Origin of the sequence: Nonomuraea sp. NPDC059023 (genome assembly GCF_042740095.1) — a bacterium.
Lineage (GTDB): Bacteria > Actinomycetota > Actinomycetes > Streptosporangiales > Streptosporangiaceae > Nonomuraea.
Genome location: NZ_JBHYIO010000020.1, coordinates 57575 through 82119, shown reverse-complemented (window position 1 = coordinate 82119; position 24545 = coordinate 57575). Strand labels below are relative to the sequence as shown.

Here is a 24545-nt window from a genome sequence, read left to right as displayed (position 1 = left end):
GTATCGGCAATCACTATGCATCCTCTCAGGGGAACGCCCCGGGAGTAGATAATAGCGACTCCCGGGGCTCCCGATTTAGTGCGGATTTGTAGGCACTCCACAGAGTTCGTCCCTAGAGATGGGATCGTTCTGTGAAGTATCGAATCGGTTAGTGAAGGCGTCCGCGATCAGAACGCGGTCCAGGTCGTAGAACCGAGCGAGATAGAGTCCTGCATCGCCATTGTGTTGCGCTCTGATCGGACACAGAGAGAAGTCGCGTTGAAGTGGCGCGATCGTTCGCTCCATAGTGGAAGCGAACGGAATTTCATCGCATTGCTTCCACTTGTTTGGATCAGGATCGGTGCCGTTCGTGTAGCCAGGCCACATGCGATTGCACCTGGTGTTGGTGTTCGTTTGATTGATATCCCTTTGCTCTTGGGTCTCGCGGTGCAAGTGTGTTGCACCGTTCCCCACATCACACCCGAAGATATTCTTGTCGGGCTTATCCGGGTAAGTCTGCCCGTCCGGGTCGGTACAAGCATTCCAATAGTGCTGGAATGCTTGCTTCATCTGCAGCGTGCGGTTTCTGGTCGGTGCGGTATGGGTCCACTTGATCGCGGGTTTAGTTTTGTAGAAGATACATCCGCCCGATCTGAAGGCGATGTAGGTCGCGGAGTCGCAGCGAATGCTGTTTCCGATAACGGTTCTGACGGTCGGGGTGATGTACATCCAGCGCGTGTTGGGCCAGTCCGGGAGGTTGACCGACGGACGGATGGTGGTAATGCTTACGTCTTCGTCGTTCCGAACCTTTGTCGGAGTTACCCACTCATTCGTCCGGAAAACCGGCGCCTTCCCTGGAGAGCATCTGAACCAGAAGGTGGCTCGCCCATTAACCTTCCAATTACTAATGATGTCGCTCCGGGAGTTGTCGATGGACTGCCCGCCCCGAGACCTGACAACTTCGCAGTTCTTCTTGTTGCCAATGTCGACGTTCAGTGTCATCCGCCGGGTGGGTGGCATCGCTCCGTACGTGGCCGCGTCGTACACGTACGCCTCGACGACGAAGTCACGCGGAGTATCTCCCTTGGCCCTGTCGACGCCCACGGTGCCGTTGAAGCTGTGGCCGATCAGCATGACCTTGGCGCGGAACGTCTCCTGCTCGGGAATACAGATCGTCGAATTGGGATCGATGCACCTTCCGGACTGCCAAATGGCGTTCACGCGACCCAGTTGACACCAGGTGTAGTGGTTGAGTACCCACCCTTGCGGGCGTCCCGAGAGGCTTTCGTTCTGAGCGCACTTGGTTGGAGTCAGCCTATCGAAGGCGTTGGCCGCCTTTGGTAGGTTGTTGTCCGGATCCGGCGGTATAGCAGCGGCGGCTGATTTCGCGGCGGTGCCGCGAAGAGGCGGCGCGAACGAAACTGCCGTTGCCATGTCGGTTTGGATTTCGTCGGTGCTTTGTGCGCGGTTGTAGATCCGTACTTCGTCAATGGTGCCGTTGAAGTACTCGCCCCATCTGGTGTTGCCACCGATGCGGAGCGCGCCGCCATCGTCTACGAGGTCGCCGGTGGTGGTGAGCTGCGCGACTTGGTCGCCGTTGACGTAGAGGCGGGCTGTGGTTCCGTCGTAGGTGGTTGCTACGTGACTCCAACTGTTGGCGGGTAGGGCGGATGTGCCGTCCACCTGGTTGTGGCTGGTGGCGTCGGGCTTGAGGAACCAGGCAGAGGGGACTGTTCCGTTGGAGGAGTAGATCCCGTAGGCGGAGCCGTTTGAGTGATCCTTCATGAGTACGGTTCGGTAGCTGTCGTTCGTGGCCGGCTTGACCCACGCGGAGAGTGTCATGCCGGCGGTCAGTCGCAACGATTCGCTGTGTGGCACGGTGAGCCAGCTACCGTTCGATCCGGTGAAAGACAGGGCGTTACCGAATTTGCCGCTGACCCATGTCGTGGCGGATGCAGTTCCTGTGTGGCCGTTACCCGAGGAGTCAACCGTGGTCGTCCCAGAGCCTTCCTCGAAACCGAACGCCGCCACCAAGCCTTGCCCGTCAGCAGGCGGAGGTCCAGGTTCAGTGATGGCAGTTGCCATGTCGGTTTGGATTTCGTCGGTGCTTTGTGCGCGGTTGTAGATCCGTACTTCGTCAATGGTGCCGTTGAAGTACTCGCCCCATCTGGTGTTGCCACCGATGCGGAGCGCGCCGCCATCGTCTACGAGGTCGCCGGTGGTGGTGAGCTGCGCGACTTGGTCGCCGTTGACGTAGAGGCGGGCTGTGGTTCCGTCGTAGGTGGTTGCTACGTGACTCCAACTGTTGGCGGGTAGGGCGGATGTGCCGTCCACCTGGTTGTGGCTGGTGGCGTCGGGCTTGAGGAACCAGGCAGAGGGGACTGTTCCGTTGGAGGAGTAGATCCCGTAGGCGGAGCCGTTTGAGTGATCCTTCATGAGTACGGTTCGGTAGCTGTCGTTCGTGGCCGGCTTGACCCACGCGGAGAGTGTCATGCCGGCGGTCAGTCGCAACGATTCGCTGTGTGGCACGGTGAGCCAGCTACCGTTCGATCCGGTGAAAGACAGGGCGTTACCGAATTTGCCGCTGACCCATGTCGTGGCGGATGCAGTTCCTGTGTGGCCGTTACCCGAGGAGTCAACCGTGGTCGTCCCAGAGCCTTCCTCGAAACCGAACGCCGCCACCAAGCCCTCGGCAGTTGTGCTGCCCACGCTGAATGTCCAGGCGTACGGAGCCGTCATGGCGTTGCCGGCAGCGTCCGCTGCACCTTCGACCGTTACGTGGTATGCCCCAGGATTGAGCGTAGTCTGCGGTTTGAACTTCCACCCAGCGGCCGTGTGGCTTGACTCCACCACGCCACCGACCGGTGAGCCGGAGGAATCCTTGACCGTGACTTGTACCCCGGTCACATCCTCGTTGAACCGGACGTAGATTTCCGACACAGCGGAAACAGTCGAGTCCGCCTGCGGGTCGGTGCGTGCGACGGTCGGTGGCGAGGTGTCCGCTGGAGGAGGATCATCGGTTTCTGGGTTGTCGGCGACGATTTCCCCCGGCAGGACCTCCGAGTGTTCGCTCGAGGCGTTTCGATCGGCGATTGCCTCCTCGAACGTGATGTCCTGGGCGAGGGGAAGCGAACCCGCGGCGCGAGCGAGATCCGGATTGGCGTCGATGGCTTCCATCACGGAGCGATCCGTGATTCCGGTTTCCCCTCCGAAGTACCAGCCGACGGCCCCAAGGGGTGGCAGGGGAGCCTCATACTCGACGTAGAAGAACGGATGGTGCTCGGTCTCCGTGCCGTTGGGCCAGTTGCCAGAGAGATACTGGCGCCAGTTGTTCGCGCCCGATTCCGCCACTGCGCGGACCATGATTCCGTGGTTAGGCGTTCCGTTCGCCCAAGCGCGGGTGATGTCTTCGATGGAATACCAGAGATCTCCTTCGGCCATCCAGTCGGAGCAGCTTTCGTCCTTACCGTAAGGGTTGACGACGTGGCCGTCAGCTACAGCGAGTGGCTGGTCGTTCCACTTGATGGTGGTGGGGGTCCATTCGTTGGCAACGCGGTGCAGGGAGATACCACCGACCTCGCCACACGCGCTGGAGAGGTAGTTCCACAGGATGATGTTCGCATCTACGATCTTCTGGCCGAAGAACGGTGCGTTGGTGAGATCGAACTTCAGATAGGAGCGGTAGTTGTAGCCATCCCGGCGCCCGGCGAACAGCGCTTGCATGTTGGCGGCGTAGCTGCCGTTGACGTAGCTGCCGCCGTTGGCGATAAAGGTGTCCGCGGGGGCGCCGGCCCCATGCCACGGAGTCGAATTGCTGGCTGCCACTGTGACCGGATAGGTAACCGCCGGATCGGCCAAGAAGGTGGCATCGGGAGTGAGGACGAGCGCGGTGTCGTCGCCGCTTCCGGTCAGCGTTGTGGCCACGGTGCTGGCCTTGCCTGTGCCTGGTGACGCGATCTCCTTGGCATCCAGGATCGGCAACGCAGATAGATCGGCGATCTCCTTGCCGTCGGCAAGAGCAGCGGGCCTGCCGCTGGAGGACTTACCCAAGCGCATGCCGGAGGGCGGATCGATTGGCACGGGCAGCTTGAGGCGCTCGCGGGGCCGCTCGCGGAACACGATCTGGTGTTGGTATCCCGCCGGGGTAATGGCGACAACCAGGTCGATGCTGCGCCCGTAAGCTGAGCGGTAGGTGGCTGTATTTCCAGACAGTTCCGGGACGGGCAGATTGCTGGGCCCAGCGATGCCGACTTCGCCGGGTTGGCTCTTCTCGACACCGAGGGATTCGCCCTTGGCGGTGAGCAGCGGAGTTGCGCTGCCGCCGTTGGATAACCGGATGTCCAGCTTGGTCATCCGGGACTTGACCACGCCGTTCTCCACAATCAGTGTGGGATCGACCTTGTGCCAGCCGTCGTCGCGTTTGACACGGACGACAGTGCTTGAAACATAAGTCTTGACCGTCTTGCCGCCGGGTGTGGCGACGGTGGTCATGTTCTCGGTGTGGAGGCTGGGGATCTCCACCTCCTTCCCGGTGCGCTTGGCTTCGGCCTTGGCGGCGTCCACCGGGCCTGGGGTGGACGATGTGTGCGAGAGCGGTGCTGCGGTTGCGGTCGGCGGGGGTTCCGCGGTCGCCGGCGATGCAAGGAGCGAGGCGGATAAGGTGAGTGTTGCCAGGATGGCGCCTCGGCGACGCATCGCGGCCGGTAAGCCGAACCTTGGTCGAGTGCGTTTCACGTGACCCCTTTCGTACCCATTGGGACAAACGAAGCGATCGTGACACGCTAATAATTCGCGGTAAAGATCGACTTTGTATTGGGTAAGCGTCCCTCTGTTATGAGACCTGATGGGCGTGATGGGTTTCCGTGAAATCGCTGTGATTGTGTATGGCGTCCACTGTTGCGAGAATGAGGTCAGCTTCCGCGTGCCTCCAAGCCAGGCGGACGATCAGCTCGGAATCGTTGACGCATCAAGGCGGAACCGTGTCCGCGGGGTCCTATGTCTCCGACTGCCGCACGGCGTAGCGCGGTGGACGGTGCTCGTCGCGACGACCGGAGAGCCGCAGCGCGGCCGGCAGGCCGGCCGAAGCGCCTTTGACCACCTGGGCCTTCTGCTTGCCGTACCCATCCGATCGTTTCTCCCGATTCTCGACGCTCCTTCAACCGCTGGGCCGAGGAACTGGTCAAAGTGGAGCGTCCGGAGCTCAGCGAGGACGTATACCTCGGCTGGCGACAAGAACCGCCAGGCTCTCGTCATCGATTTCAGGAGTCTGGTGACGATCAATTGGTTCTACGTCCAGAATTGTGGAGATCGAGATGATACCTGGCTCCCGTGACGGAGGCTTGCTATGCCCGCTCTCCCCAGGCGGCCCCACTGGGACTACTTACGCTGGTGGGCAGTTGCGCTCTGCGCCTGTGTTTTGGGCTTTATATCACTCTGGACGCCGTCGCTGCTCACTGGCGAGTCGGTCGGGTGCGCAGGCTACAGTCCGCTTCCAATGGGACTCTCGGCTCTCTGGTCCGACCTTGAGACGACCTGGTTGAACCTGCGGCAGGACCTCCAGCTCGTAGATCCGAGGGTGGCCTACGCTTGGAACCTTCTGCCCTCTGTAGTTGCTCTGCTCGGAAGTGCCCTGAGCGTGCTGTTCGGACGGAGACTCAGCATCGCGATCGGCGTCGTGGCTGCGCTGTGCATCTCGCTCGTCGCAATGGACTGGTTGTTCTGGTCGGTAACGTCGTTCATGATGGTCAACTGCGTTGGGTGGGAGGCCGACGCCGTTTGGGTGCTCTGGAAGACCCTGCCGATGCTCTGCTACGTCACGGCAGCGGGTTTCGTGTTCATGGGGATCAGGGCGCGGCGTCGTGCGTCGTGATCGGCGCCGAGGTCCTTCCGGATCATCCGGAAGGGCCCCTTCCTGCGGAGCCGCCTTCGGGATTCGAACCCGAGACCCCTTCATTGCGAGTGAACGGCGCCCCTCTGCCGCCGGCTTGCCTCCCTCTCAAGCATGTGATGGTGACCGGTGTCGAGTGCTCGTTCGTGTCAGGTGCTGTGCTTCTACGCTGTACAGCGGGGGCGTGAGGCGCTGCCGTACTCGCACCTTCCGGACGACTATCGGACGCGCGCCTATCTGCTGCCCCTCACCTTCGAGTCGTCGCGCACGACGCAGCACTGCATGTCGGATCTCCTCCCCCCTATGGCGCCTTCCAGACCTTGTGGAACCCGCGGCATTGACCACTGCCGAACTGGTCGGTAACGCGGTCCGCCACGCCATCGGACGGAGCGACGAAGCACTACCGGCACGGCTCCTGGCCATCTACGCGGCGCGTACCCTGCGCATCGAGGTACGCGATCCCGACGCGCGCAACCTTCCGGTTCCTGCGCGCGCTCGAGGAACTGGCCACGTTCGGGTACGGCATGCAACTCGTACACGGCTATGCCGACCGCTACGGCGTGCGGGTGACCGATGCCGGCGCGAGCACAGCGTTCCGTGGCCGGGTCAAGGCTGCTCTTACCTCCATCGGTTCGCCTGACGCCATGCCGTGCCTGCGAGCGGACGTCAACGACTTCGGCGCCGGATTCGTCGATTTGGGGCCGAGTGACGCCCCAGACTGCGGCGTTGATCGCACAGCCGTGCGCCTATGCCCGCCTGAACCAGCGTGAAGATCAAAGCACTCCACCGCTGGTCCAAGACCGTGTCATCGACTCCGCGGCCTCGACGCGGTGATCGTGTACACGACCTGCAGAGCTCACTACACGATCACCACGTCAAGGGGCTCGCTCGTCCAGAGTCGCTACCCAGGCGGCTGGGTAGGACAGGCGTCCGCTGTATTCCGCCTCATCCGGCGACTGCATACCTGCCAAGACGCGCTCCAGCCGACTCAGCCCCTCACCCCACGCGCAAGCCGCGCGCCGACGGCGCGCCCGATCAAGACGCCCGAGCGAAGCGAGGACCAACGACCAGGGCGGGCTCCAACGGCCCAACCACCTAGCCGGGCAACGGGCGGGACCCCAGAAAAAACGCCCGACCGGAGGGAGGACCTTCAGGGGTCGAGCTTCAGCTCGACTGGAGAAACGCCTGGAACTCAAAAGCGCGAAGCGCGCCAATGTGAAAGACCTTGCCTGTGGAGCTATGGGGATTCGAACCCCAGACCCCCTCCATGCCATGGAGGTGCGCTACCAGCTGCGCTATAGCCCCTTGCGGTACGGCACAAGTGTATCGGAACTTGGAGGGGCTCATGTCACGCCAAACCCCGTGTGATACGTCTACCTTCCATGTTCGAGGAGTACCGCCATCTGCTGACCGGGGTCGCCTACCGGATCCTTGGCACCATGGCCGATGCCGAAGATGTCGTGCAAGAGGCGTGGTTGCGCTGGTCCGGGGTGGATCAGGCGGCTGTGGAGGATCCCAAGGCCTATTTGATCAGGGTTACCTCGCGGCTGGCGATCGATCGGTTGCGGTGGGCCAAGTCTCGGCGGGAGGCCTATGTGGGGCCTTGGCTGCCTGAGCCGATCAGTACTGCGCCGGATGTGGCCGAGCATGTCGAGCTGGCCGAATCCGTTGAGCTGGCCATGCTGGTCGTGCTGGAGACGTTGTCTCCGCTTGAGCGGGCCGTGTTCGTGTTGCGGGAGGCCTTCGACATGCCGTTCGCGGAGATCGCCGAGATCATCGGACGGGCTGAGCCGGCGACTCGGCAGCTGGCTCGCCGGGCTCGTGAACATGTCCAGGAGAAGCGGCCTCGGTTCGCCACGGATCGGGGCGAGCGGCGGGAGATGACCGAGCGGTTCATCAACGCTTCCATGAACGGTGATCTCGACGATCTGATCGCCATGTTGTCGCAGGACGTGACGATGGTCAGCGACGGCGGCGGGAAGGCCCGGGCGCCGTTGCGGGTGCTGCTCGGCGTGGAGAACGTCACCCGCTTCCTCATGTCGATCACCAGCCCGGACGGCATCACGAAGTTCATGGCCTCCATCGGGATGCCGGGGGATACGGGGGTGGAGCTCCGGATCGAGGAGATCAATGCCGCTCCGGCCGTGGTGCTGACCGTGGGGGGCCGGGTGGTGACGGTGCTGTCGCTGCTGGTCGTGGATGGGCGGATCGAGACGATCTACCTGATGGCCAACCCGGACAAGCTTCAGCGGCTCGCCTGACACCCCGGTCTCACGATCGAGCGGTGGCGGCCTGATGGTGGTCGGGGTAGGTCGACGAAGACCGATCGGCGCCCGCGTGGGGCCGACGAAAGAGGTGGTGGCGGACAGGCCAAGGACCGGCCAAGGACAGGCCGGGCGAGGCTGTGAAGGGGCGGTGGATGGTGGGGGTTAGGGGCGGGTGGGCATGCCTACCTCGCTGACCAAGGCCCGCACGTTCACTCCCGCCCCTTGCAGATGCCGAGCCGCCCCGTTGTGCCCGTCCGCCAGCAACCCCCACAACAAGCTCTCCCCGGTAACAGCCCCAGGCCGCCACAACGCCACCTCGACCACTTTCCGAGCACCCCCGGTCAACGCGATCTCCCCCCGAGGCCCGTAGAGAACAACATGGAGGGGCCGCAGCCGCCGCCGGGTCAGCCGCCACTCCCCCACCCCGGGCAGCGTCCGCCCGCGTACCTCGTCAAGCGAGATCCCCAGCCCGGCCAGCAAAGCCCGCGTGTCCCGCAGGTCCAGCCGCTCCCGAAGCGAAGCAGCGGTGGCGGTGAATGACGCCAGCTCGAACGGCCGGGTCTCAGCCAGAGCCAGCAACAACATGTCCGTGCCCAGCCGCCCATGCCCCGCCTCCAGCGCGAGCACTCCAGCAGTGACGAAGGCGTGACGAGCAGTGTCGGTGAATCTCGCGAACATGACTACCTCCCGATCCGCCGGGCGTGCTTGCGATGGGCGGTCTGCCGCCGCACGCCCAGCGCGTCGGCGACCTGCTCCCATGACCAGCCCTGCGCCCTGGCATTGGTGACGTGCACGGCTTCGAGCTCTTCCAGCAGGGTCCGCAGCGCCGCGACGGCCTGGAGGCCGGTTCCGGGGTCGCGGTCGGCGGCGGCCTGAGCCAGCTCGGTGACGTTCATGTCTGTCAGCATAAGCTGACGAAGGCGGATCTGTCAGCTCATGCTGACACGAGTTTTCATGGTGAGCGACTGCTCCCCCAGCTCCAGAGCCACCGTGACGCCCCCGAGCTCCGAGGTCCGCCGCACGTGCGTGCCGCCGCACGGGATCGAGGCCTCCCCTTCGGGCAACGCGCAGTGCCAGGTACGCCGAGCCGTCAACCCAGGCCCCGGCACATCCACCCAGACCGGCACATCAGCCGCCACCCACTCCTTGAGCCGCTCGTTCACGAAGGCCGCGACGGCAGCGGGCTCCAGCGCGTCAGCAGCGAACCCCTTCTTCCGCAACGACTTGCCCAGCCGGTAATCGTCAACGCTCGCGTACGAGGTGATCCGCGAGGACGTGATCGCGCTCTGGTCGAAGTCGGGGTTGCCCAGCGCGTCCAGCCGGGGAGCCTTGCGCCACAGGCCGGCGACGGCCGCGTTGAGCGCGAGTGCCGCCAGATGGCAGGCCGTGTGCCCGGCCGACAGCGCCGCCCGGTACCCAGCGTCCACCTCAAGGTCCACCTGCGCACCGACGGGCAGGGGTGTGTCGGTGACGTGGACGACCAGCCACTGCCATCCGTCCTTGCCCCGCCGTACCGGAATGTCGGCGGCCTGGAAGACCTCGCCGGAGGGAGAGCGCGCGGCGGTCACGCAGTCGGCGACCGGCAGGCCGCCGATCAGGCCGCGGTCGGCGGGCTGGTCGGGCCAGGTGTGGTCGAGCGGATGGAAGGGCGTCTCGGCGACGACGAGGCCGTGCCGGTCCCCCGCCGGCACGGTCCCGACGATCTCTGAACGGCCGCTGACCTGGCCGTTGGGGAAGGTGACGAGCGTGGAGTTCACCTCTTGATTGTCTCAGGCAGGCTCTCCGCGACCGCCTTGGGCAGCCGTTCGTCCTCCAGGTAGCGGTTGCGACCGGCGTACAGGCCCGTGAAGAGCTGCACGACCAGCACCCCGAAGATCAGCGCGTACGGCAGCGCCCACCCCCCGGTCGCCTGGTGCAGCACGCCGACGACGAGCGGGCCGGCGCCGGCGATGAGGTACCCGGCGCTCTGGCCGAACGCCGACAGCGCGGCGGTCGCCTCCGGCGTGCGGGTGCGCAGGGCCAGCATCATCAGGGCCAGCGGGAAGGAGCCCATGCCGACGGCCACGAACACCACCCAGACCAGCGCGGTCGAGGGTGGCGCGAACCAGAGCCCGGCGAACCCGATGACGTAGGCGACGACCAGGCCGACCACGACGGGCCGCTGGTCGCGGAAGCGGGAGGCGATCGCGGGCACGAGCATGGAGACCGGGATGTTCAGGGCGGTGAAGACGCCGAGGATCACGCCGGCCTGCGAGGTCGAGTAGCCGCTGTCGGTGAGGATCGTGGCGAGCCAGCCGAACATGATGTAAGCGATCATCGACTGGGTGCCGAAGTAGATGGCGACCATCCACGCCAACCTGCTCCTGAGCAGGCGCTTCGGCCCGGCGTCCGCGGTGCCCGCGGTCTTTTCCGGCTCGCTGCGCAGCAGCGCCAGCCACGGGACGACGGCGATGGCGGCCAGCGCCGCCCAGACGCCCAGCGCCACGTGCCAGTCGCCGCCCGCGGCCCGCTCGATCGGAACGGTGGCCGCGGCTGCCAGCATGGTGCCGGCGGCCAGCGAAGTGGTGTAGACGGTGGTCATGATGCCGGTCTTGGCCGGGAAGTGGCGCTTGATCAGTGTCGGGATCAGCACGTTGCCGACCGCGCCGCCGGACAGCGCCACGGCGCTGGTCAGCAGGAAGACGGGCGCGGAGTCGACCAGGCTGCGCACGAGCAGGCCGAGGCCCAGCGTGACGAGCGCGGCGAGGAGCAGGCGGTGCTCGCCGATCTTCCTGGCCATGGCCGGGGTGACGGCGCCCACGGTCGCGAAGGCGAGCACGGGTAGCGTCGTGAGCAGCCCCGTGCCCACGCTCGTCATGCCGAGGCTTCCGGCGAGCTGGTCGAGCAGCGGGCCCACGCTGGTGACGGCGGTGCGCAGATTCAGCGCCGCGAGGACGATTCCCAGCACGAGCAGCCAGGCGAGGGGTGCGGTTCTACCTCTGGTCTCTTGGGCTGCCATGCTCATGCGGGGAGAGTCCTCCAATCATGGGACGAATCAACACGCAGCCTAACAGGCCCAAAACACCTCTTTATTCCTGACCGTTACGCAGATCACACCGGGCGGCGGCGTAGCCAGAAGAGCCCGATCAGAGGAAGGACGAGCGGGATGAACAGGTATCCGCGTCCATAGGCCGACCACACGGTGTCGTGTGGGAAGGCCGCCGGGTCGAGCAGGCTGGCCGTACCCACGACCAGGACGCCCACGAGCTCGATCAGCAGCGACACCAGCGCCAGCCGCCGCGCGCCCCGCCAGAGCGCCACCGTGAGCAGGACGTAGACCGCGGCCGCGAACGCCGACAGCGAGTACGCCAGCGGCGCCTCGGAGAAGCGCCCGATGATCTGAACCGCCGCCCGCGCGCCCGCGGCCAGCGCGAACAGCCCGTAGACGGCGATCAGCACCCGCCCGGGACCGGTGCCGAGCGACGTGCTCACTGTCCCTGCCAGATCTGCTGCAGCCGCGCGGTCATCACCGCGATCGCGAACCCGGCCACGGCCAGAATCCCCGAGCCCCACCGGCTGCGCTCGGCCAGCGCCAGGAACACCCCGGCGGGCGGGATCAGCGCGGCGCCGCCGAGGTAGCCGTAGAGGGTGCCCTTGGAGACGTGCTCCCCCTCGCCACCGGCGACCGCGGCGATCACGAACCCGGCCTGCACCAGCACGGCCACTTCGAGCAGGCAGAACCCGACGAGCAGGACCATGCCCATGGCCCGGTTGCGGATCGCGCTGATCAGGCTCGCCAGCATGAGCAGGACCGAGAGGGCGATGACGACGGTCGCGACGATGGTGTTCATCGCGCAAAAGGCTACCGCCGCACCCCGCCGCCCCCGGCGACAGGCCGCATAGGATCGACCGCGTGGAGAGGATCCTGGTCAGCGCGTGCCTCATGGGCAGGAAGGTGCGCTACGACGGCGGCGCCAAGACCAGCGCCGACGCGCACCTGGCCGCCTGGCGCGATGAAGGCCGCCTGGTCGTCTTCTGCCCCGAGGTCGAGGGCGGGCTGCCCACGCCGCGTCCGGCCGCCGAGATCGAGGGCGGCGTCGGCGGCGAGGCGGTGCTGTCGGGCGCCGCGCGCGTGCTGACCACCGAGGGCGGCGACGTGACCGCGCAGTTCCTCGCGGGCGCGCAGGCCGCGCTCGCCTTCGCCCAGCACTTCGGGGTACGGCTGGCCGTGCTCAAGGAGGGCAGCCCGTCGTGCGGATCGTTGTCCATCTACGACGGCACCTTCCACGGCCGGCGCACCCCGGGCCACGGCGTCACGGCCGCCCTGTTCGCGCTGCACGACATCAGGGTGTTCTCCGAGGAGCACATCCCCGAGGCCGCCGACTACCTGCGCGCCCTGGAGACGTAGAGCGCGCCGCTCAGGCCCAGGGCCAGGACGAGCGCCATGCCCCGGTGGTACCAGATGGTCAGCGGGGTGCCGCCGCCGGGACCGAGCGCCATGGCCAGCACGCCCAGCAGCACCCCGCTCAGCGCGGCGGAGTAGGCGTACACCAGCCAGTCCCATCGTCGGTGCCTGATCGCGCCATAGCCGCCGATCACCAGGCCCGTGCCGCAGATGGTCTCCACCACCACGGCGGGCACGATCCTCGGCTCGAACCAGACCCCGCTGTGCAGGACCGCGAAGCCGTAAAAGACGGCCGCGAGTACCACGGCCAACACACCCAGCGCCTTCCCCATGACTCCCACGCTGCCACTCGGGCCCGGTGAGCGAATCATCCCTCGGATGACGCCGGTGCTACATCCGGAGCCGTAGACAGCATCCGCCGGACCACCGCGATCACCGCGTCGATGGTCACCCGCGCCTCCTCCTCCGACTCGCAGGCCGCCACCTCCCGCCCCGACTCGCCCATCACGGTCGTCAGCAGCACGACCAGCATGTGGCTCTGCCGGTTGTCGGCGAGGCCGAGCAGCTTCTTGTTACCGCCGATCCAGTCCCAGCCGCGCTGCCTGCGCAGCGTCGTGAACTCCGCCGGTCCGTCGCTCTCCAGGAACAGCCGGGCCACGTCGCGCTGCTCCCACGAGCCCTCCAGGTAGGCGCGCGCGCCGGCGAGGAAACGTTCCGTGGTGCCGCCGACCGCCTTGGCCGCCTTGGCGGTGCGTTCCTCCTGGTTGCGCATGAACTGCTCCCACAGCGCCAGGAACAGTCCCGGCTTGCCGCCGAAGTGGTGGTACAGGCTGCCCACGCTGATCCCGGAGTCCTCGACGATGTCGGCCACGGTGGCCTCGCCGTACCCCTTGGCCATGAAGACCTTCCTGGCCGTGCCCAGCAGCGCCTCTCGGGTGCCGCTCGATCGGCTCCACTGCCTGCTCATCAGTACTCCCAGGTGTCGGTACGCCGCTCCGCCCCGATGCAGAACACCGCCGAGCCATGCTCGGCCTGCACGAGGTCTACCCGGATCCAGCCGTCGTTCTTGCTCACCTTGGCGGTGTATCCGCTGTTGGGCGTCGCCGAGACGAGGCCGCACCCGGCCGCGCCGATCGTGAAGGCCACCTCGCCGCCCTTCACCGTGACCACCCTGACGTCCCCGCGTGGCTTGGGCGTCTTCTTCACGGTACGGCGAGGCGTAGGCGTACTGCTGGCCGAAGGCGTGGGGCTGTCCTCCGGCCGGAGCGCGTCGTTGCCGTCGGCGAGCGTGTTCGCCGCCATCGGCTGGACCCGCACGTCGTCCACGAACTCGTCGCGTAACACGCCCCGCACACCGAACCACGAGACCGATATGGCCACAGCGGTCGCACCGCACCACATGGCAACATATCGAAGGGTTCGCCGCATGGGTTGCATTATGTACGGTTAGGCGCCATGGCGACGGTACTCGTAGTCGAAGACGATGACTTCGTCCGGTCGGCGATGATCCGCGAGCTCGACCGGCGCAACCACGCCGTGCGCAGTGCCGGATGCGCGCTCGACGCGCTCAGGGAGATCTCCCAGCGGCCGCCGGACGCCGTCATCCTGGATCTCGGGCTGCCCGACCTCGACGGCTCCGAGGCGCTGCGGATGGTGCGCGGCATCTCCGACGTGCCCGTGATCGTGGCCACGGCGCGCGACGACGAGGCGGAGATCGTCAGGCTGCTGGAGGCCGGTGCCGACGACTACCTGGTCAAGCCGTTCTCCGGCGACCATCTGGGCGCGCGGCTGGACGCCGTGCTGCGCCGGGCGAGGTCCGCGCCGCCGCCGCAGGTGCTGCGCGTCGGCGGGCTGGTCATCGACGTCAACCGGCGCGAGGCGGCGCTGGACGGCCTCCCGCTGTCGCTGACCCGCCGCGAGTTCGACCTGCTCGCCTACCTGGCCGCTCGCGCCGACCGGGTCGTGGGCCGCAAGGAGCTGCTGACCGAGGTGTGGCAGCAGTCCTACGGCGACGACCAGACGATCGACGTGCACCTGTCCTGGTTGCGGCGCAAGCTCGGCGAGAGCGCCTCCAAGCCCCGGTACCTGCACACCGTCCGCGGCGTGGGCGTGATGCTCTCCGCCCCGCGATGAGGCGGACGCTGGCCGTCCTCATGGTGGCCGTCACCTCGATGGTGGCGCTCGCCTTCCTCGTGCCGCTCGCCATGATCGTCAAGGAGACGGCGCAGAGCCGGGCGGTCGCCGACGCGGAACGGCAGGCCTCCTCGCTCGTTCCGGTGCTGGCGCTGACCACCAGGACCGGCGACCTCGACCTGGCCATGGCCCGCACCGCGGCCGGCCGCCGCGGCCACCTGGCCATCCATGTCGGCGGCGGGCCGGCCTCCGGCAGCACCCGCGCGCCCGCCGCCGAGGTCGCCAAGGCCGCCTCGCAGACCAAGGCCGGCACGATCGCGCTGCCCTCCGGGTACGTGCTGCTGCGCCCGGTCGCCCTCGACGGCACCAGGAGCGCGGTCATCGAGGTGTTCGTGCCCGCCGCCGACCTCAACCGGGGCGTCTTCTCCTCGTGGGCGGTGCTGACCGGGGTGGCCGTGGTGCTGGTGCTCGGCTCGGTGCTGGTCGGCGACCGGCTGGGCGCCCGCGTCGTACGCGCGGCCCGGCGGCTGGGCGGCGCGGCCACCGCGCTCGGCGAGGGCGACCTGGCCGAGCGCATCCACCCCGACGGGCCGCCGGAGCTGGTGGCCGCGGCCACGGCGTTCAACTCGATGGCCAACCGGGTCGCCCAGTTGCTGGCGGCCGAGCGGGAGATGGCCGCCGACCTGTCCCACCGCCTGCGTACCCCGCTGGCGGGCCTGCGCCTCAGCCTCGACCATCTCGGGCCGCAGGCCGAGGCGAGCAAGCAGGCGCTGACCCGGCTGGAGGGCGAGGTGGACGCGATCATCGCGGCGGCGCGCCGGCCGCAGCGCACCGCCACGTTCTGCGACGCGGCCGAGGTCCTGCGGGAGCGGCTGACGTTCTGGTCGGCGCTGGCGGAGGACCAGCAGCGGCCGTGGCAGCTCATCGGCGCCACGCTGCCGGTCCGCGTCCCGGTGCCGGCGGCCGAGCTCGGCGCGACCGTGGACGCCCTGCTGGGCAACGTCTTCCGGCACACCGGCGAGGGCACCGCGTTCAGCGTGACCCTGCACGAGGGCAAGGACACGGTCGGCATCCTCATCGCCGACGCGGGACCCGGCATCAGGGACCCGGAGACCGCGATCGAGCGCGGCGCGAGCGGCGCCGGTTCGACCGGGCTGGGCCTGGACATCGCCCGCCGCCTGGCCGAGTCGACCGGCGGCACGCTGCGCCTGGACCGCTCGTCGCTGGGCGGCGCGCAGATTCAGGTATGGCTCAGAACTCGTGCCTTGAAAAAGCCCCTAAGCCGACCTTAACGACGACATAAGCGCGAAATTTCGGCCTATTGAGTGGTCCATGGTGGGCTGCATGCAGATCAACCGCACGGCGATCGTCGCCACCTCCCTGGCCGCCCCCACCCTGCTCGTGCTCTCCCTTTTCCCCGGTACGGCCGGCGCGCACGGCACCATGAACAACCCGCCCAGCAGGGCCATGGTCTGCTACGCGGAGGGCCCGGAAAGCCCCAAGACCGACGCCTGCAAGAAGGCCGTCCAGATCGGCGGCACGCAGCCGCTCTACGACTGGAACGAGGTCAACCTGGCCGCCGCCGCGGGCCGCCACCGCGAGCTCATCCCCGACGGCAAACTGTGCAGCGCGGGCCGCGACAAGTACCGCGGCTTCGACCAGGCCCGCGCCGACTGGCCGGCGACCACGATGACCGCCGGCGCCAGGCACTCGTTCAAGTTCCGCGCCACTGCGCCCCACCGGGGCAGCTTCGAGCTGTACCTGACCAAGGACGGCTACAACCCCGCCCAGCCGCTGAAGTGGAGCGACCTGGAGGCGAAGCCGTTCCACACGCAGAAGGACCCGGCGCTGTCCGGCGGCGCGTACGTCATGGACGCCCAGCTCCCGGCGAAGAAGGGCCGTCACCTGATCTACGCCGTCTGGCAGCGCAGCGACAGCCCCGAGGCGTTCTACTCCTGCTCCGACGTCGTCTTCGGCGGCGGCAACGACAACCCCGCGCCCGCCCCGAGCGGCACCCCCACCGCCACGCCGAAGCCCACCCCGACCCCGACGCCCACGCCCGGTGGCGGCATCTCCCTGTCGGCCGTCAACGCCGGTGTCGGCGTCTCCCCCGCCACGGTCAAGGTGGGCGCGCAGGTGACGGTGACGGCGGTCTGCGGCGGATCCGGCGTCAGGGCCGTCGCGTCCAAGGCGTTCACGCCCGTCCGCGCCGACGCCACCGCTCCCACGACCGCCTGGGCCCCGGCTCTCAAGGCGGCCAGGACCGGCGTCTTCCCGGTGATCGCCTATTGCAAGAACGGCGACACCGCCCGCACGAAACTCACCGTCACCCCGTAAACACGAACCGCCCCGCCGGCCGTCCTGTTTCGACCAATTCAACGGGGCGGCCGGAATCTTTTTCGGGAAATTTGGCTTTTCCGCAACTTCTTGAGGGACTCGGGAGTCGTATTAAGTGGGGCGCGTTAGTGAACGAGGGGAATTGGACTGGCGCACAGGCTGCCGCACTGTGGGTGCAATGTCCTGACTGACGCGTTAATTGGGGGCCCCTTCATCACGACGGGGAAAGGATGGGCAATGCCTGTCGACCTGAACAACGCACAACCTCTGGCCTGGGATTCGGCATCGCTCAACGCCGACACCAAGGCGATGCTCGACAACCTGCAGCCGAACATCCTGCGGGCGCACGTGCGCGAGTACCTGACCGTGTTGTTCGTGCGCTTCAACGACGTGGCGGAAGGCAAGCGATTCCTGCGCCATGTCGCCACCACCCACATGAAGTCCGCGCGCAAGCACCTTGAGGAAATCCGGTCCTTCAGCCGTGAGCGGCGGCCGGGCAGCGCGTACGTGGGGATCGGGATCAGCAAGGCGGGCTACCGCGACCTCGGGCACTCCGTCGAGGACGTACGCCGGTTCGGCGACAAGGTCTTCCGCGACGGCATGAAGCGGCGGATCGCCCTGGTCGACGACCCGCCCGTGGAGCAGTGGGAGAACACCTACCAGCGGGAGATCCACGCGGTCATCCTGATCGGGGACGCCAGGCCGGAGCCGGTCGAGCGGCTGCGCGAGGAGATCCTCGGCGAACTGCCGCAGAGCGCGCGACTGCTCGGCGAGGAGACCGGCCAGGGCATGCGCAACCCGGCCGGTGACGGGATCGAGCACTTCGGGTACGTGGACGGCCGCAGCCAGCCGCTGTTCCTGAAGGACGAGATCGACCAGGAGCCGAAGGAGCACTGGAACCCGGCGTTCCCGCTGAGCAACATCCTGGTGGCCGACCCGTTCGCGCCTAACCCGGCCCGGCACTTCGGCAGCTACTTCGTCTTCAGGAAGCTGGAGCAGAACGTCCGCGCGTTCAAGGAGATCGAGCGGGACCTGGCCGACGGCCTGGGCCTCACCGGCGCCGACCGGCCGCGGGCCGGCGCGATGCTGGTGGGCCGGTTCAAGGACGGGACGCCGGTGACCAGCAAGCCCAAGGCCGCCGGCGGCCCGGTGACGAACGACTTCACCTTCGACGGCGACGACGGCTCCAAGTGCCCGTTCAGCGGGCACGTCCGCAAGACGAACCCGCGCTCGTTCGGCCGCGACGTGCTGATGGCCCGCCGCGGCCAGACGTACGGCGAGCGCACCGACCAGCCCTGGGACGAGGCGCCGCCGGAGACCAGGCCCAGCGGTGACGTGGGCCTGCTGTTCATGGCGTTCAACTCCAGCCTGCTGGAGCAGTTCGAGTTCACGCAGCAGTCGTGGGCCAACAACCCGGACTTCCAGAACCCGGGCACCGGCCACGACCCGGTGATCGGGCAGGGCGGCCGGGACATCAAGGTCACCTTCCCGAAGGTGTGGGGAAAGCCGGAGCAGTCCTTGCCGCAGCCGCAGGTCGCCCAGACGGTGACGATGCGCGGCGGCGAGTACTTCTTCATGCCGTCGCTGGCGTTCCTGCGCGGTCTGTAGTCCAGTCTCCACGGCCTTCCCGGCCCTCCCGGGAAGGCCGTGAGCTGGGGGTTTAAGATCATCCCCGGGGGATCCGGGATGATGCGCGCGTTTCTGAAGACCGAGGCGGGAAGCACCGTCGTACTGCTGGCGGCCACGCTGGCGGCACTGCTGTGGGCAAACTCCCCCTGGGGCGACAGCTACGAGACCTTCTGGCACACCGAGGCCGGGTTCGCCTTCGGGGCCACCGAGTTCTCGCTCGACCTGCGGCACTGGGTCAACGACGGGCTCATGACGATCTTCTTCTTCGTCATCGGCCTGGAGGTCTCCTACGAGGTACGGCTCGGCCAGCTGCGCGACCGGCGCCTGGTCGCCGTCCCGGCGGTCGCCGCCCTGGGCGGGATGATCGTCCCCGCCGCCGTCTACCTGGCCTTCAACGCCGGCGGCCCGGCCGCGGGCGGGTGGGGCGTGCCGATCGCCACCGACACCGCGTTCGTGCTGGGCCTGCTGGCCGTGGTCGGCGCCCGGTGCCCGGATCCGCTGCGGGCGTTCCTGCTGACGCTGGCCATCGTGGACGACGTCCTGGCCATGATGATCATCGCGATCTTCTACACGGCCTCGCTGTCGGTGCCGGCGCTGATCGCCGCCGCGCTCCTGCTGGCCGCGATCGTGACGCTCCGGTGGCTGAAGATCTGGCGGGCGCCGGCGTACATCCTGCTGGGGTTCGCGCTGTGGGTGGCGACGCTGGAGAGCGGCGTGCACCCGACGCTGGTCGGGATCGCGCTCGGGGTGCTGGTGTTCGTGTACGCGCCGAGCGACCACAAGCTGCTGCGCGCGGGCGAGGCGGTGCAGCAGTTCACCAGCGAGCCGTCGGCCGGCGCGGCCCGTGAGGCGGCCAGGTCGGTGCAGCGGGCGGTGTCGGTGAACGAACGGCTCCAGCTGCGGCTGCACCCGTGGAGCAGCTACGTGATCGTGCCGGTGTTCGCGCTGGCCAACGCCGGTGTCCGGCTGGACGGGGAGACGCTGCGGCAGGCGCTCACCTCGCCGGTGACCCTAGGCATCGCGCTGGGCCTGGTGCTCGGCAAGTTCGCCGGCATCTCGATCGGCACGTGGATCCCGCTGCGCTTCAACTGGGGCGTGCTGCCCGGCAACCTCGTGTGGGGCCAGGTGCTGGGCGGTGCGGCGGTGTCGGGGATCGGGTTCACGGTGGCGCTGTTCATCGTGGACCTGGCCTTCGAGGACGCGGCGATCGCCGCCCAGGCCAAGATCGGCATCCTGGCGGGCTCGCTGCTGTCGGCGCTGGCGGGCTGGATCGCGTTCAAGCTCGCCTGGGACCGGGGCGGCGTGTGCGCACCGCCCGACGCGGAGCCGGAGGAGGAGCTTCCGGTGCTGCTGGCCGTACCGGTGGGGCCTGATGACCACGTGCGGGGGCCCGCGGACGCGACCGTCACGATCGTGGAGTACGGCGACTTCGAATGCCCCTTCTGCGGGCGGATGCACGGGGTGCTGCAGGAGCTGATGGAGCGGGATCCGGACGTGCGGCTGGTGTTCCGGCACTTCCCGCTGCGGAACATGCACCCGCGCGCGGTCGCGGCGGCCCTGGTCGCGGAGTCGGCGGCCGACGAGGGCCGGTTCTGGGAGATGCACGACATCCTGTACGCCAACCAGCGGTTCCTGACCGACGAGGATCTCGGGCACTATGCCGCCGAGCTGGGTGTGGAGCCGTGGCAGGACGTGCCGCGGCACTCCCGGCGGCTGGCCCGGGACGAGCGGTCGGGGCGGGACGGCGGGGTGCGGGGCACGCCCACGCTGTTCTTCAACGGGATCCGTTACCAGGGGGCGCTAGACGCGGCGTCGATCAGCCGCGCGGTGGAGGAAGCCCGAAAATCCCCATAAGGTCGAGAAGATCTCCTAACCGATAGATATGGGGCGTGGAATTGAGCATCATCAACCTCTTGATCCATATCGTGATGTTCATCGCCTTCGGCGCGGGGGCGGTCATCACGGGAATGGCCCGGCGACGGCATGGCAAGGGCGCGCTGCTGGGCATGTTCGGCAGCATCGTGCTGATGATCGGCGTGCTGCCATCGGTCGCCACGTCCGTCTTCGCCCCGTCGATCGCCCGGGACCTCGGCTTCTCCACGGCGTCCACGATCTTCGGGCTTCTCGGGCTGGTGAACATGGCGCTGACGCTGGTGGGCTTCGGCCTGCTGGTGGCGGGCGTGGTCGCCCACCGCGGGTCCCGTCCGGAACCGCAGGCGCCCGCGTGGAACCAGCCCTCCCCCTACCCCCAGCCCGGGTACGGCCAGCCCCAGGGCTACGGCGCCACCCCGCAACCCGCCTACCCCCAGCCCGGCGCAGCCCCCCAGCCCGGCTACCCCCAGCCCGGTGCCCAAGAGCCCGGCGCCGCCCCGCAGCCCGGTGCCCCGCAGCCCGGTGCCCCGCAGCCCGGAGCCCCGCAGCCCGGAGCCCAGCAGCCTGGTGGTCCGCAGTACGGCGGCCCGTCCTATGGTGGCCCATCCCAAGGTGAGCCGCCCTATGGTGCGCCCTCCTATGGTGAGCCGTCCTATGGTGGCGTGCCCCAGCCCGGTGGCGCGCCGGCGCCTCAGCCGGGGGCCGCGCCCGGCGAGCAGCCTCCCCCTCCGCCCGGCGGCGCTCAGCCGTGGTCCGACCCCGGCCGGCAGAGCTAGCCGGACAGGTACTCCCGCCAGGTGATCGTCCCGCTGGGCCGGGCGGTCGTGGTCAGGTGGCCGGCGCGGAAGGCGCGGCCGAACCCGCCCGGCAGCCGCAGGCGCAGGATCGGCCGGTGCTTCCTGGCTCGCCGCCAGGCCTTGACCGCCTCGGCGAAGTCGAGGACCTCGGGCCCGCCGTACTCCAGAATGGTCTGTGCGGGCCCGGCCGCGACCCGCGCGGCCAGTTCATCCGCCACGTCACGCACATCGACCGGCTGGACGCCGCCGCCCGGCTCCGCGGCCAGGAACCCGAGGCGGGCCATCCCCGTCAGCGCCTGGTCCACGAACTCGTAGAACTGTGTCACCCGCAGGATCGTCCACGGCACCCCGCCGGTTCTGACGAGGTTCTCGGCGGCCAGCTTGGTCCTGAAGTAGCCCCACGGAACCCGGTCCACACCGACGATCGAGATGTAGACGAGGTGCCCGACACCCGCCTGCCGGGCGGCGGCGAGCAGCGCGGTGGTGCCGTCCAGTTCGACCCGGCGGGTGTAGCGGCCCTTGTAGGGCGCCGCGGCCAGGTGCAGGATCACGTCCACCCCGTCGACGGCCGCCGCGATGCCCTGGCCCGTGGTGAGGTCCGCGACCACCCACTCGACCTTGTCACCCGTGCGGGCGCTCCGGCTGACCGCCCGCAGCTCCGCCTCGCCACCCAGCCTCCCGAGTACGGCAGTGCCGAGACGGCCACCGGCGCCGGTAACCAGAATTCGCGTCATGACATCCAGACGAGCCACCCCGCACAGATGTGACAATGTCTGGAAATCATCGGCGCGATTTCCGGGGGAATCATGACTCCACCGCAGCAGGGCCCGCAGTATCCCGATCCGGAGGAGACGGTGCGCCACCGCTGGCCCCACCAGCAGCCCCCGGACCAGTCGAACCCGCACAACCAGGGACCACCGGGACCACCGCCGCCCCCGCAACAGGTCTGGCCCCCGCAACAGCCCGGCCCGAACCCGACATGGCCCCCGCAGTACTCCGGCCCCCAGCAACCCCCGCCCCCGAACGGCCCCCACCACCAGCCCGCCCCGCATCACCCGCAGAAACCCCCGCAACAAGCCCCGCGGCAACCCCCCGGCCAGCATCAGACCTGGCCACCACAGCAACCTCCCGGAACGCCACCCCACCAGCCCGGCCACCACCAGACCTGGCCGCCGCCGGGGGTTCCGCCCCAAGGGGTCCCGCCGCAGGGGGTCCCGCCGCAGCAGTCCGGCCCGCAGACCTGGCCCCCGCAGGGGATGCCGCCGCAGAAGGGGGTTCCGCCGCAGCAGGCTCGGCACCAGGGTCAGGACGGGCTCGGCGAGGGCACGGTGCGCCTGCCGTACACGCCGGACATGCTCCCCGACGTCGAGCAGTACGAGGCCGCGACCCCGAAGTCGGGCTGGTGGTGGGTGATCGTGGTGGGCGGTCTGCTGCTGCTGGTGGCCGCGGTGGCGGTCGGCGTCATCTTCTGGGTCAGGAGCACCGGCCTCTAGCCCGCCCGGGTCAGCTCCATGATCCAGTTGGTCTCCCAGGTCTTCTCCCCGTCCACCGAGAACGCCTGCTCCCACCGCGCCTCGTCCTCGCCGATCCGGGTCCAGAGGAAGCGGGCGCGCACCGGCGTGCCCTGGTGCTGGTCGTCGCCGTAGAACTCGCCCCGGTCCCCCTGCCAGGTACCGCTCATGGGCGGGTCGAAGCGGCCGGTACGGGTGCTGGCCCAGTGGATGGTCCAGCGCCGCTCGTCCACGTCGAACAGCCGGATCGTCAGCCCGCTGAACCCCTTCGTGGGGAACTCCACCTCGTCGAAGTGCGCGCCACCGGCGAAGTGGCTGCTGGCGACCGACCGGCCGGGGAACTCCTCCCACTCGTCGCTGCCCGCCAGCCATGTGGTGAGCCGCTTGTTGTGGATGTTCCAGGCGCCGGTGAAGAACTCGAATCCGTTCATGGCCCGGACGCTATGGCCGGCTCACTGACATCTATTGTCAGTGGCATGCGCGCTTCCCGCCTGGTGTCGATCCTCCTGCTGCTGCAGACGCGCGGCCGCATGACCGCGCGGGAGCTGGCCGAGCGCCTGGAGGTCTCGGTGCGCACGATCTATCGCGACGTGGAGTCCCTCCACACCGCCGGAGTCCCCCTGTACGGCGACGCCGGAACCAACGGCGGCTACCAGTTGCTCGACGGCTACCGCACCCGGCTGACCGGCCTGACCAGCGACGAGGCCGAGTCGCTCTTCCTCGCCGGGCTGCCTGGCCCGGCCGCCGAGCTGGGGCTGGGCGCGGTGGTCACGGCGGCCCAGCTCAAGCTCATGGCGGCGTTGCCGGTCGAGCTGCGCGACCGGGCCGGGCGGGTCCGCGAGCGCTTCCACCTCGACGCGCCCGCCTGGTACCGGGAGCGCGACCCGCTGCCGTTCCTGCCCGCCGTGGCCGACGCGGTGTGGCGGGAGCGGGTGCTCGACGTGCGGTACAAGAGCTGGAAGGGCGAGGTGACCAGGCGGCTGGAGCCGTACGGGCTGGTGGTGAAGGCGGGCCGCTGGTATCTGGTCGCCCGCGGCGGCGACCAGGTGCGCACCTACCGGGTGTGGCAGATCCTCGACCTGGTCGTCCGGGAGGAGGCGTTCACCCGCCCGGACGGTTTCGACCTGGCCGCGCACTGGCAGGAGTACCTGACCGAGTTCCAGGCCCGCCTGCGCCAGGGCGAGGCCGTGGCCCGGCTGACGCCGCGCGGCATGGACCGGCTGCGGGAGATGATGACGCCGGGCGTGGTGGGCGCGGCGGAGGCGTCCGCTCGGCCGCTGCCCGACGGCAGGACCGAGGTGACGCTGCCGATCGAGTCGGTGGAGCACGCGCTGGGCGAGTTCCTGCGCCTGGGGGCCGACGTCGAGGTCCGCAGCCCGGCGGAGCTCCGCGCGCGCGTCATCGCCACCCTGGACGACCTGACCGCCCGCTATCGCGAGACTTAACTGGGGGTATGGGGTGTTATAGCCCTTGAGGAGCCGTCCATGGACCTCCGCGACCACCTGCTCATCCAGCTCTCCACCCGGGACGTGTACGACGCCCTGATCCTCGGCGACCGGCCGCACTCGGGGCTGGTCTTCACCGGGCAGGCGGCGCACGAGGCGGTCCGCATGGTGCGCAGGCGCGGCTACACGGCGCCGGTCCTCGCCGACCGCCGCCGGTACGCGGGCTCAGGACGGGTCAGGGGTACGGCCGGCCTGTCGGCACACTGGATCGCCGACCAGGTCGAGGCCCGGGTGACGGTACCGC

The 24545-nt window shown here is 68.4% G+C and carries 23 protein-coding genes and 2 tRNA genes; 11 read left to right on the top strand and 14 right to left on the bottom strand.

The features are described 5' to 3' along the window. Positions 1 to 75 precede the first annotated feature (75 nt). Entirely contained in the window at positions 76 to 4542 is a 4467-nt protein-coding gene (locus ACFWYW_RS31055) for a LamG-like jellyroll fold domain-containing protein (RefSeq protein WP_379619293.1), read from the bottom strand. A gap of 1072 nt (positions 4543 to 5614) precedes the next feature. Between ACFWYW_RS31055 and ACFWYW_RS31050 the strand changes: the two genes are divergently transcribed. Beyond that, the gene (locus ACFWYW_RS31050; RefSeq protein ID WP_379619291.1) at positions 5615 to 5848 is read left to right on the top strand and encodes a hypothetical protein; all 234 of its coding nucleotides are present in this window, start codon (positions 5615 to 5617) and stop codon (positions 5846 to 5848) included. A gap of 48 nt (positions 5849 to 5896) precedes the next feature. On the opposite strand, the gene ACFWYW_RS31045 is transcribed toward ACFWYW_RS31050, so the two are convergent. Both ACFWYW_RS31045 and ACFWYW_RS31040 read right to left on the bottom strand, forming a co-directional pair. Continuing rightward, positions 5897 to 5963, bottom strand: a tRNA-Ala gene (locus ACFWYW_RS31045). Positions 5964 to 7098: 1135 nt separating this feature from the next. Beyond that, a tRNA-Ala gene (locus ACFWYW_RS31040) sits at positions 7099 to 7171 on the bottom strand. A 77-nt stretch (positions 7172 to 7248) separates the two neighbouring features. Between ACFWYW_RS31040 and ACFWYW_RS31035 the strand changes: the two genes are divergently transcribed. Beyond that, complete coding sequence (locus ACFWYW_RS31035; RefSeq protein WP_379619289.1) at positions 7249 to 8127, top strand: RNA polymerase sigma-70 factor; 879 nt, start codon at positions 7249 to 7251, stop codon at positions 8125 to 8127. A 168-nt stretch (positions 8128 to 8295) separates the two neighbouring features. On the opposite strand, the gene ACFWYW_RS31030 is transcribed toward ACFWYW_RS31035, so the two are convergent. The 6 genes from ACFWYW_RS31030 to ACFWYW_RS31005 form a co-directional block, all read right to left on the bottom strand. Beyond that, a complete protein-coding gene (locus ACFWYW_RS31030) occupies positions 8296 to 8811 on the bottom strand; it encodes a Clp protease N-terminal domain-containing protein (protein ID WP_379619287.1) in 516 nt (171 codons plus the stop codon). 2 nt (positions 8812 to 8813) lie between these two features. Next, on the bottom strand, positions 8814 to 9029 hold the full coding sequence (locus tag ACFWYW_RS31025) for a helix-turn-helix domain-containing protein (RefSeq protein ID WP_379619285.1): 216 nt from the start codon (positions 9027 to 9029) through the stop codon (positions 8814 to 8816). Positions 9030 to 9062: 33 nt separating this feature from the next. Beyond that, positions 9063 to 9890: a metal-dependent hydrolase gene (locus ACFWYW_RS31020; protein WP_379619284.1), complete on the bottom strand. Its 828-nt coding sequence runs from the start codon at positions 9888 to 9890 to the stop codon at positions 9063 to 9065. Further along, positions 9887 to 11137, bottom strand: coding sequence for a CynX/NimT family MFS transporter (locus tag ACFWYW_RS31015; protein WP_379619283.1), 1251 nt, complete (start codon positions 11135 to 11137; stop codon positions 9887 to 9889). Before ACFWYW_RS31015 ends, ACFWYW_RS31020 begins: the two co-directional genes overlap by 4 nt. 86 nt (positions 11138 to 11223) lie before the next feature. Next, positions 11224 to 11604, bottom strand: coding sequence for a hypothetical protein (locus tag ACFWYW_RS31010; protein ID WP_379619282.1), 381 nt, complete (start codon positions 11602 to 11604; stop codon positions 11224 to 11226). Beyond that, positions 11601 to 11963, bottom strand: a complete 363-nt coding sequence (locus ACFWYW_RS31005) for a hypothetical protein (protein ID WP_379619281.1) — start codon at positions 11961 to 11963, stop codon at positions 11601 to 11603. Before ACFWYW_RS31005 ends, ACFWYW_RS31010 begins: the two co-directional genes overlap by 4 nt. 62 nt (positions 11964 to 12025) lie before the next feature. On the opposite strand from ACFWYW_RS31005, the gene ACFWYW_RS31000 reads away from it, so the two are divergent. Then, positions 12026 to 12520 (top strand): DUF523 domain-containing protein, encoded by a 495-nt coding sequence (locus tag ACFWYW_RS31000; RefSeq protein WP_379619279.1) that lies wholly within the window; start codon positions 12026 to 12028, stop codon positions 12518 to 12520. Here the strand turns inward: ACFWYW_RS31000 and ACFWYW_RS30995 are convergent. From ACFWYW_RS30995 to ACFWYW_RS30985, 3 genes are read right to left on the bottom strand one after another with little or no spacing between them, the layout of a single operon-like run. Next, positions 12496 to 12849, bottom strand: a complete 354-nt coding sequence (locus ACFWYW_RS30995; protein ID WP_379619277.1) for a hypothetical protein — start codon at positions 12847 to 12849, stop codon at positions 12496 to 12498. The two genes, ACFWYW_RS31000 and ACFWYW_RS30995, sit on opposite strands and share 25 nt — an antisense overlap. Before the next feature lie 35 nt (positions 12850 to 12884). Further along, entirely contained in the window at positions 12885 to 13484 is a 600-nt protein-coding gene (locus ACFWYW_RS30990) for a TetR/AcrR family transcriptional regulator (protein WP_379619275.1), read from the bottom strand. After that, the gene (locus ACFWYW_RS30985) at positions 13484 to 13861 is read right to left on the bottom strand and encodes a hypothetical protein (protein WP_379619273.1); all 378 of its coding nucleotides are present in this window, start codon (positions 13859 to 13861) and stop codon (positions 13484 to 13486) included. Before ACFWYW_RS30985 ends, ACFWYW_RS30990 begins: the two co-directional genes overlap by 1 nt. Before the next feature lie 111 nt (positions 13862 to 13972). Here ACFWYW_RS30985 and ACFWYW_RS30980 point away from each other — a divergent pair, with 111 nt between their 5' ends. The 6 genes from ACFWYW_RS30980 to ACFWYW_RS30955 all read left to right on the top strand — a co-directional run bounded on the left by ACFWYW_RS30980 (position 13973) and on the right by ACFWYW_RS30955 (position 21264). After that, positions 13973 to 14650, top strand: a complete 678-nt coding sequence (locus tag ACFWYW_RS30980; RefSeq protein WP_379619271.1) for a response regulator transcription factor — start codon at positions 13973 to 13975, stop codon at positions 14648 to 14650. Continuing rightward, positions 14647 to 15942 carry an ATP-binding protein gene (locus ACFWYW_RS30975; RefSeq protein ID WP_379619269.1) on the top strand — a complete coding sequence of 432 codons (1296 nt, stop codon included), beginning with the start codon at positions 14647 to 14649 and terminating at the stop codon, positions 15940 to 15942. Before ACFWYW_RS30980 ends, ACFWYW_RS30975 begins: the two co-directional genes overlap by 4 nt. Positions 15943 to 15994: 52 nt before the next feature. After that, positions 15995 to 16987, top strand: coding sequence for a lytic polysaccharide monooxygenase (locus ACFWYW_RS30970; protein WP_379619267.1), 993 nt, complete (start codon positions 15995 to 15997; stop codon positions 16985 to 16987). Positions 16988 to 17224: 237 nt separating this feature from the next. Beyond that, on the top strand, positions 17225 to 18595 hold the full coding sequence (locus ACFWYW_RS30965) for a Dyp-type peroxidase (RefSeq protein WP_379619265.1): 1371 nt from the start codon (positions 17225 to 17227) through the stop codon (positions 18593 to 18595). Between the two features lie 78 nt (positions 18596 to 18673). Then, complete coding sequence (gene nhaA, locus ACFWYW_RS30960) at positions 18674 to 20470, top strand: Na+/H+ antiporter NhaA (RefSeq protein WP_379619263.1); 1797 nt, start codon at positions 18674 to 18676, stop codon at positions 20468 to 20470. Positions 20471 to 20529: 59 nt separating this feature from the next. Next, a complete protein-coding gene (locus tag ACFWYW_RS30955) occupies positions 20530 to 21264 on the top strand; it encodes a hypothetical protein (protein WP_379619261.1) in 735 nt (244 codons plus the stop codon). Here ACFWYW_RS30955 and ACFWYW_RS30950 read toward each other — a convergent pair. Beyond that, the gene (locus ACFWYW_RS30950; protein ID WP_379619259.1) at positions 21261 to 22019 is read right to left on the bottom strand and encodes an SDR family oxidoreductase; all 759 of its coding nucleotides are present in this window, start codon (positions 22017 to 22019) and stop codon (positions 21261 to 21263) included. The genes ACFWYW_RS30955 and ACFWYW_RS30950 overlap by 4 nt on opposite strands. A gap of 522 nt (positions 22020 to 22541) precedes the next feature. On the opposite strand from ACFWYW_RS30950, the gene ACFWYW_RS30945 reads away from it, so the two are divergent. Continuing rightward, positions 22542 to 22778 carry a hypothetical protein gene (locus ACFWYW_RS30945; protein WP_379619257.1) on the top strand — a complete coding sequence of 79 codons (237 nt, stop codon included), beginning with the start codon at positions 22542 to 22544 and terminating at the stop codon, positions 22776 to 22778. Here ACFWYW_RS30945 and ACFWYW_RS30940 read toward each other — a convergent pair. Then, positions 22775 to 23227 (bottom strand): hypothetical protein, encoded by a 453-nt coding sequence (locus tag ACFWYW_RS30940; RefSeq protein WP_379619255.1) that lies wholly within the window; start codon positions 23225 to 23227, stop codon positions 22775 to 22777. The two genes, ACFWYW_RS30945 and ACFWYW_RS30940, sit on opposite strands and share 4 nt — an antisense overlap. Positions 23228 to 23272: 45 nt before the next feature. On the opposite strand from ACFWYW_RS30940, the gene ACFWYW_RS30935 reads away from it, so the two are divergent. Next, a complete protein-coding gene (locus ACFWYW_RS30935) occupies positions 23273 to 24241 on the top strand; it encodes a helix-turn-helix transcriptional regulator (protein ID WP_379619253.1) in 969 nt (322 codons plus the stop codon). Positions 24242 to 24545: the final 304 nt, after the last annotated feature.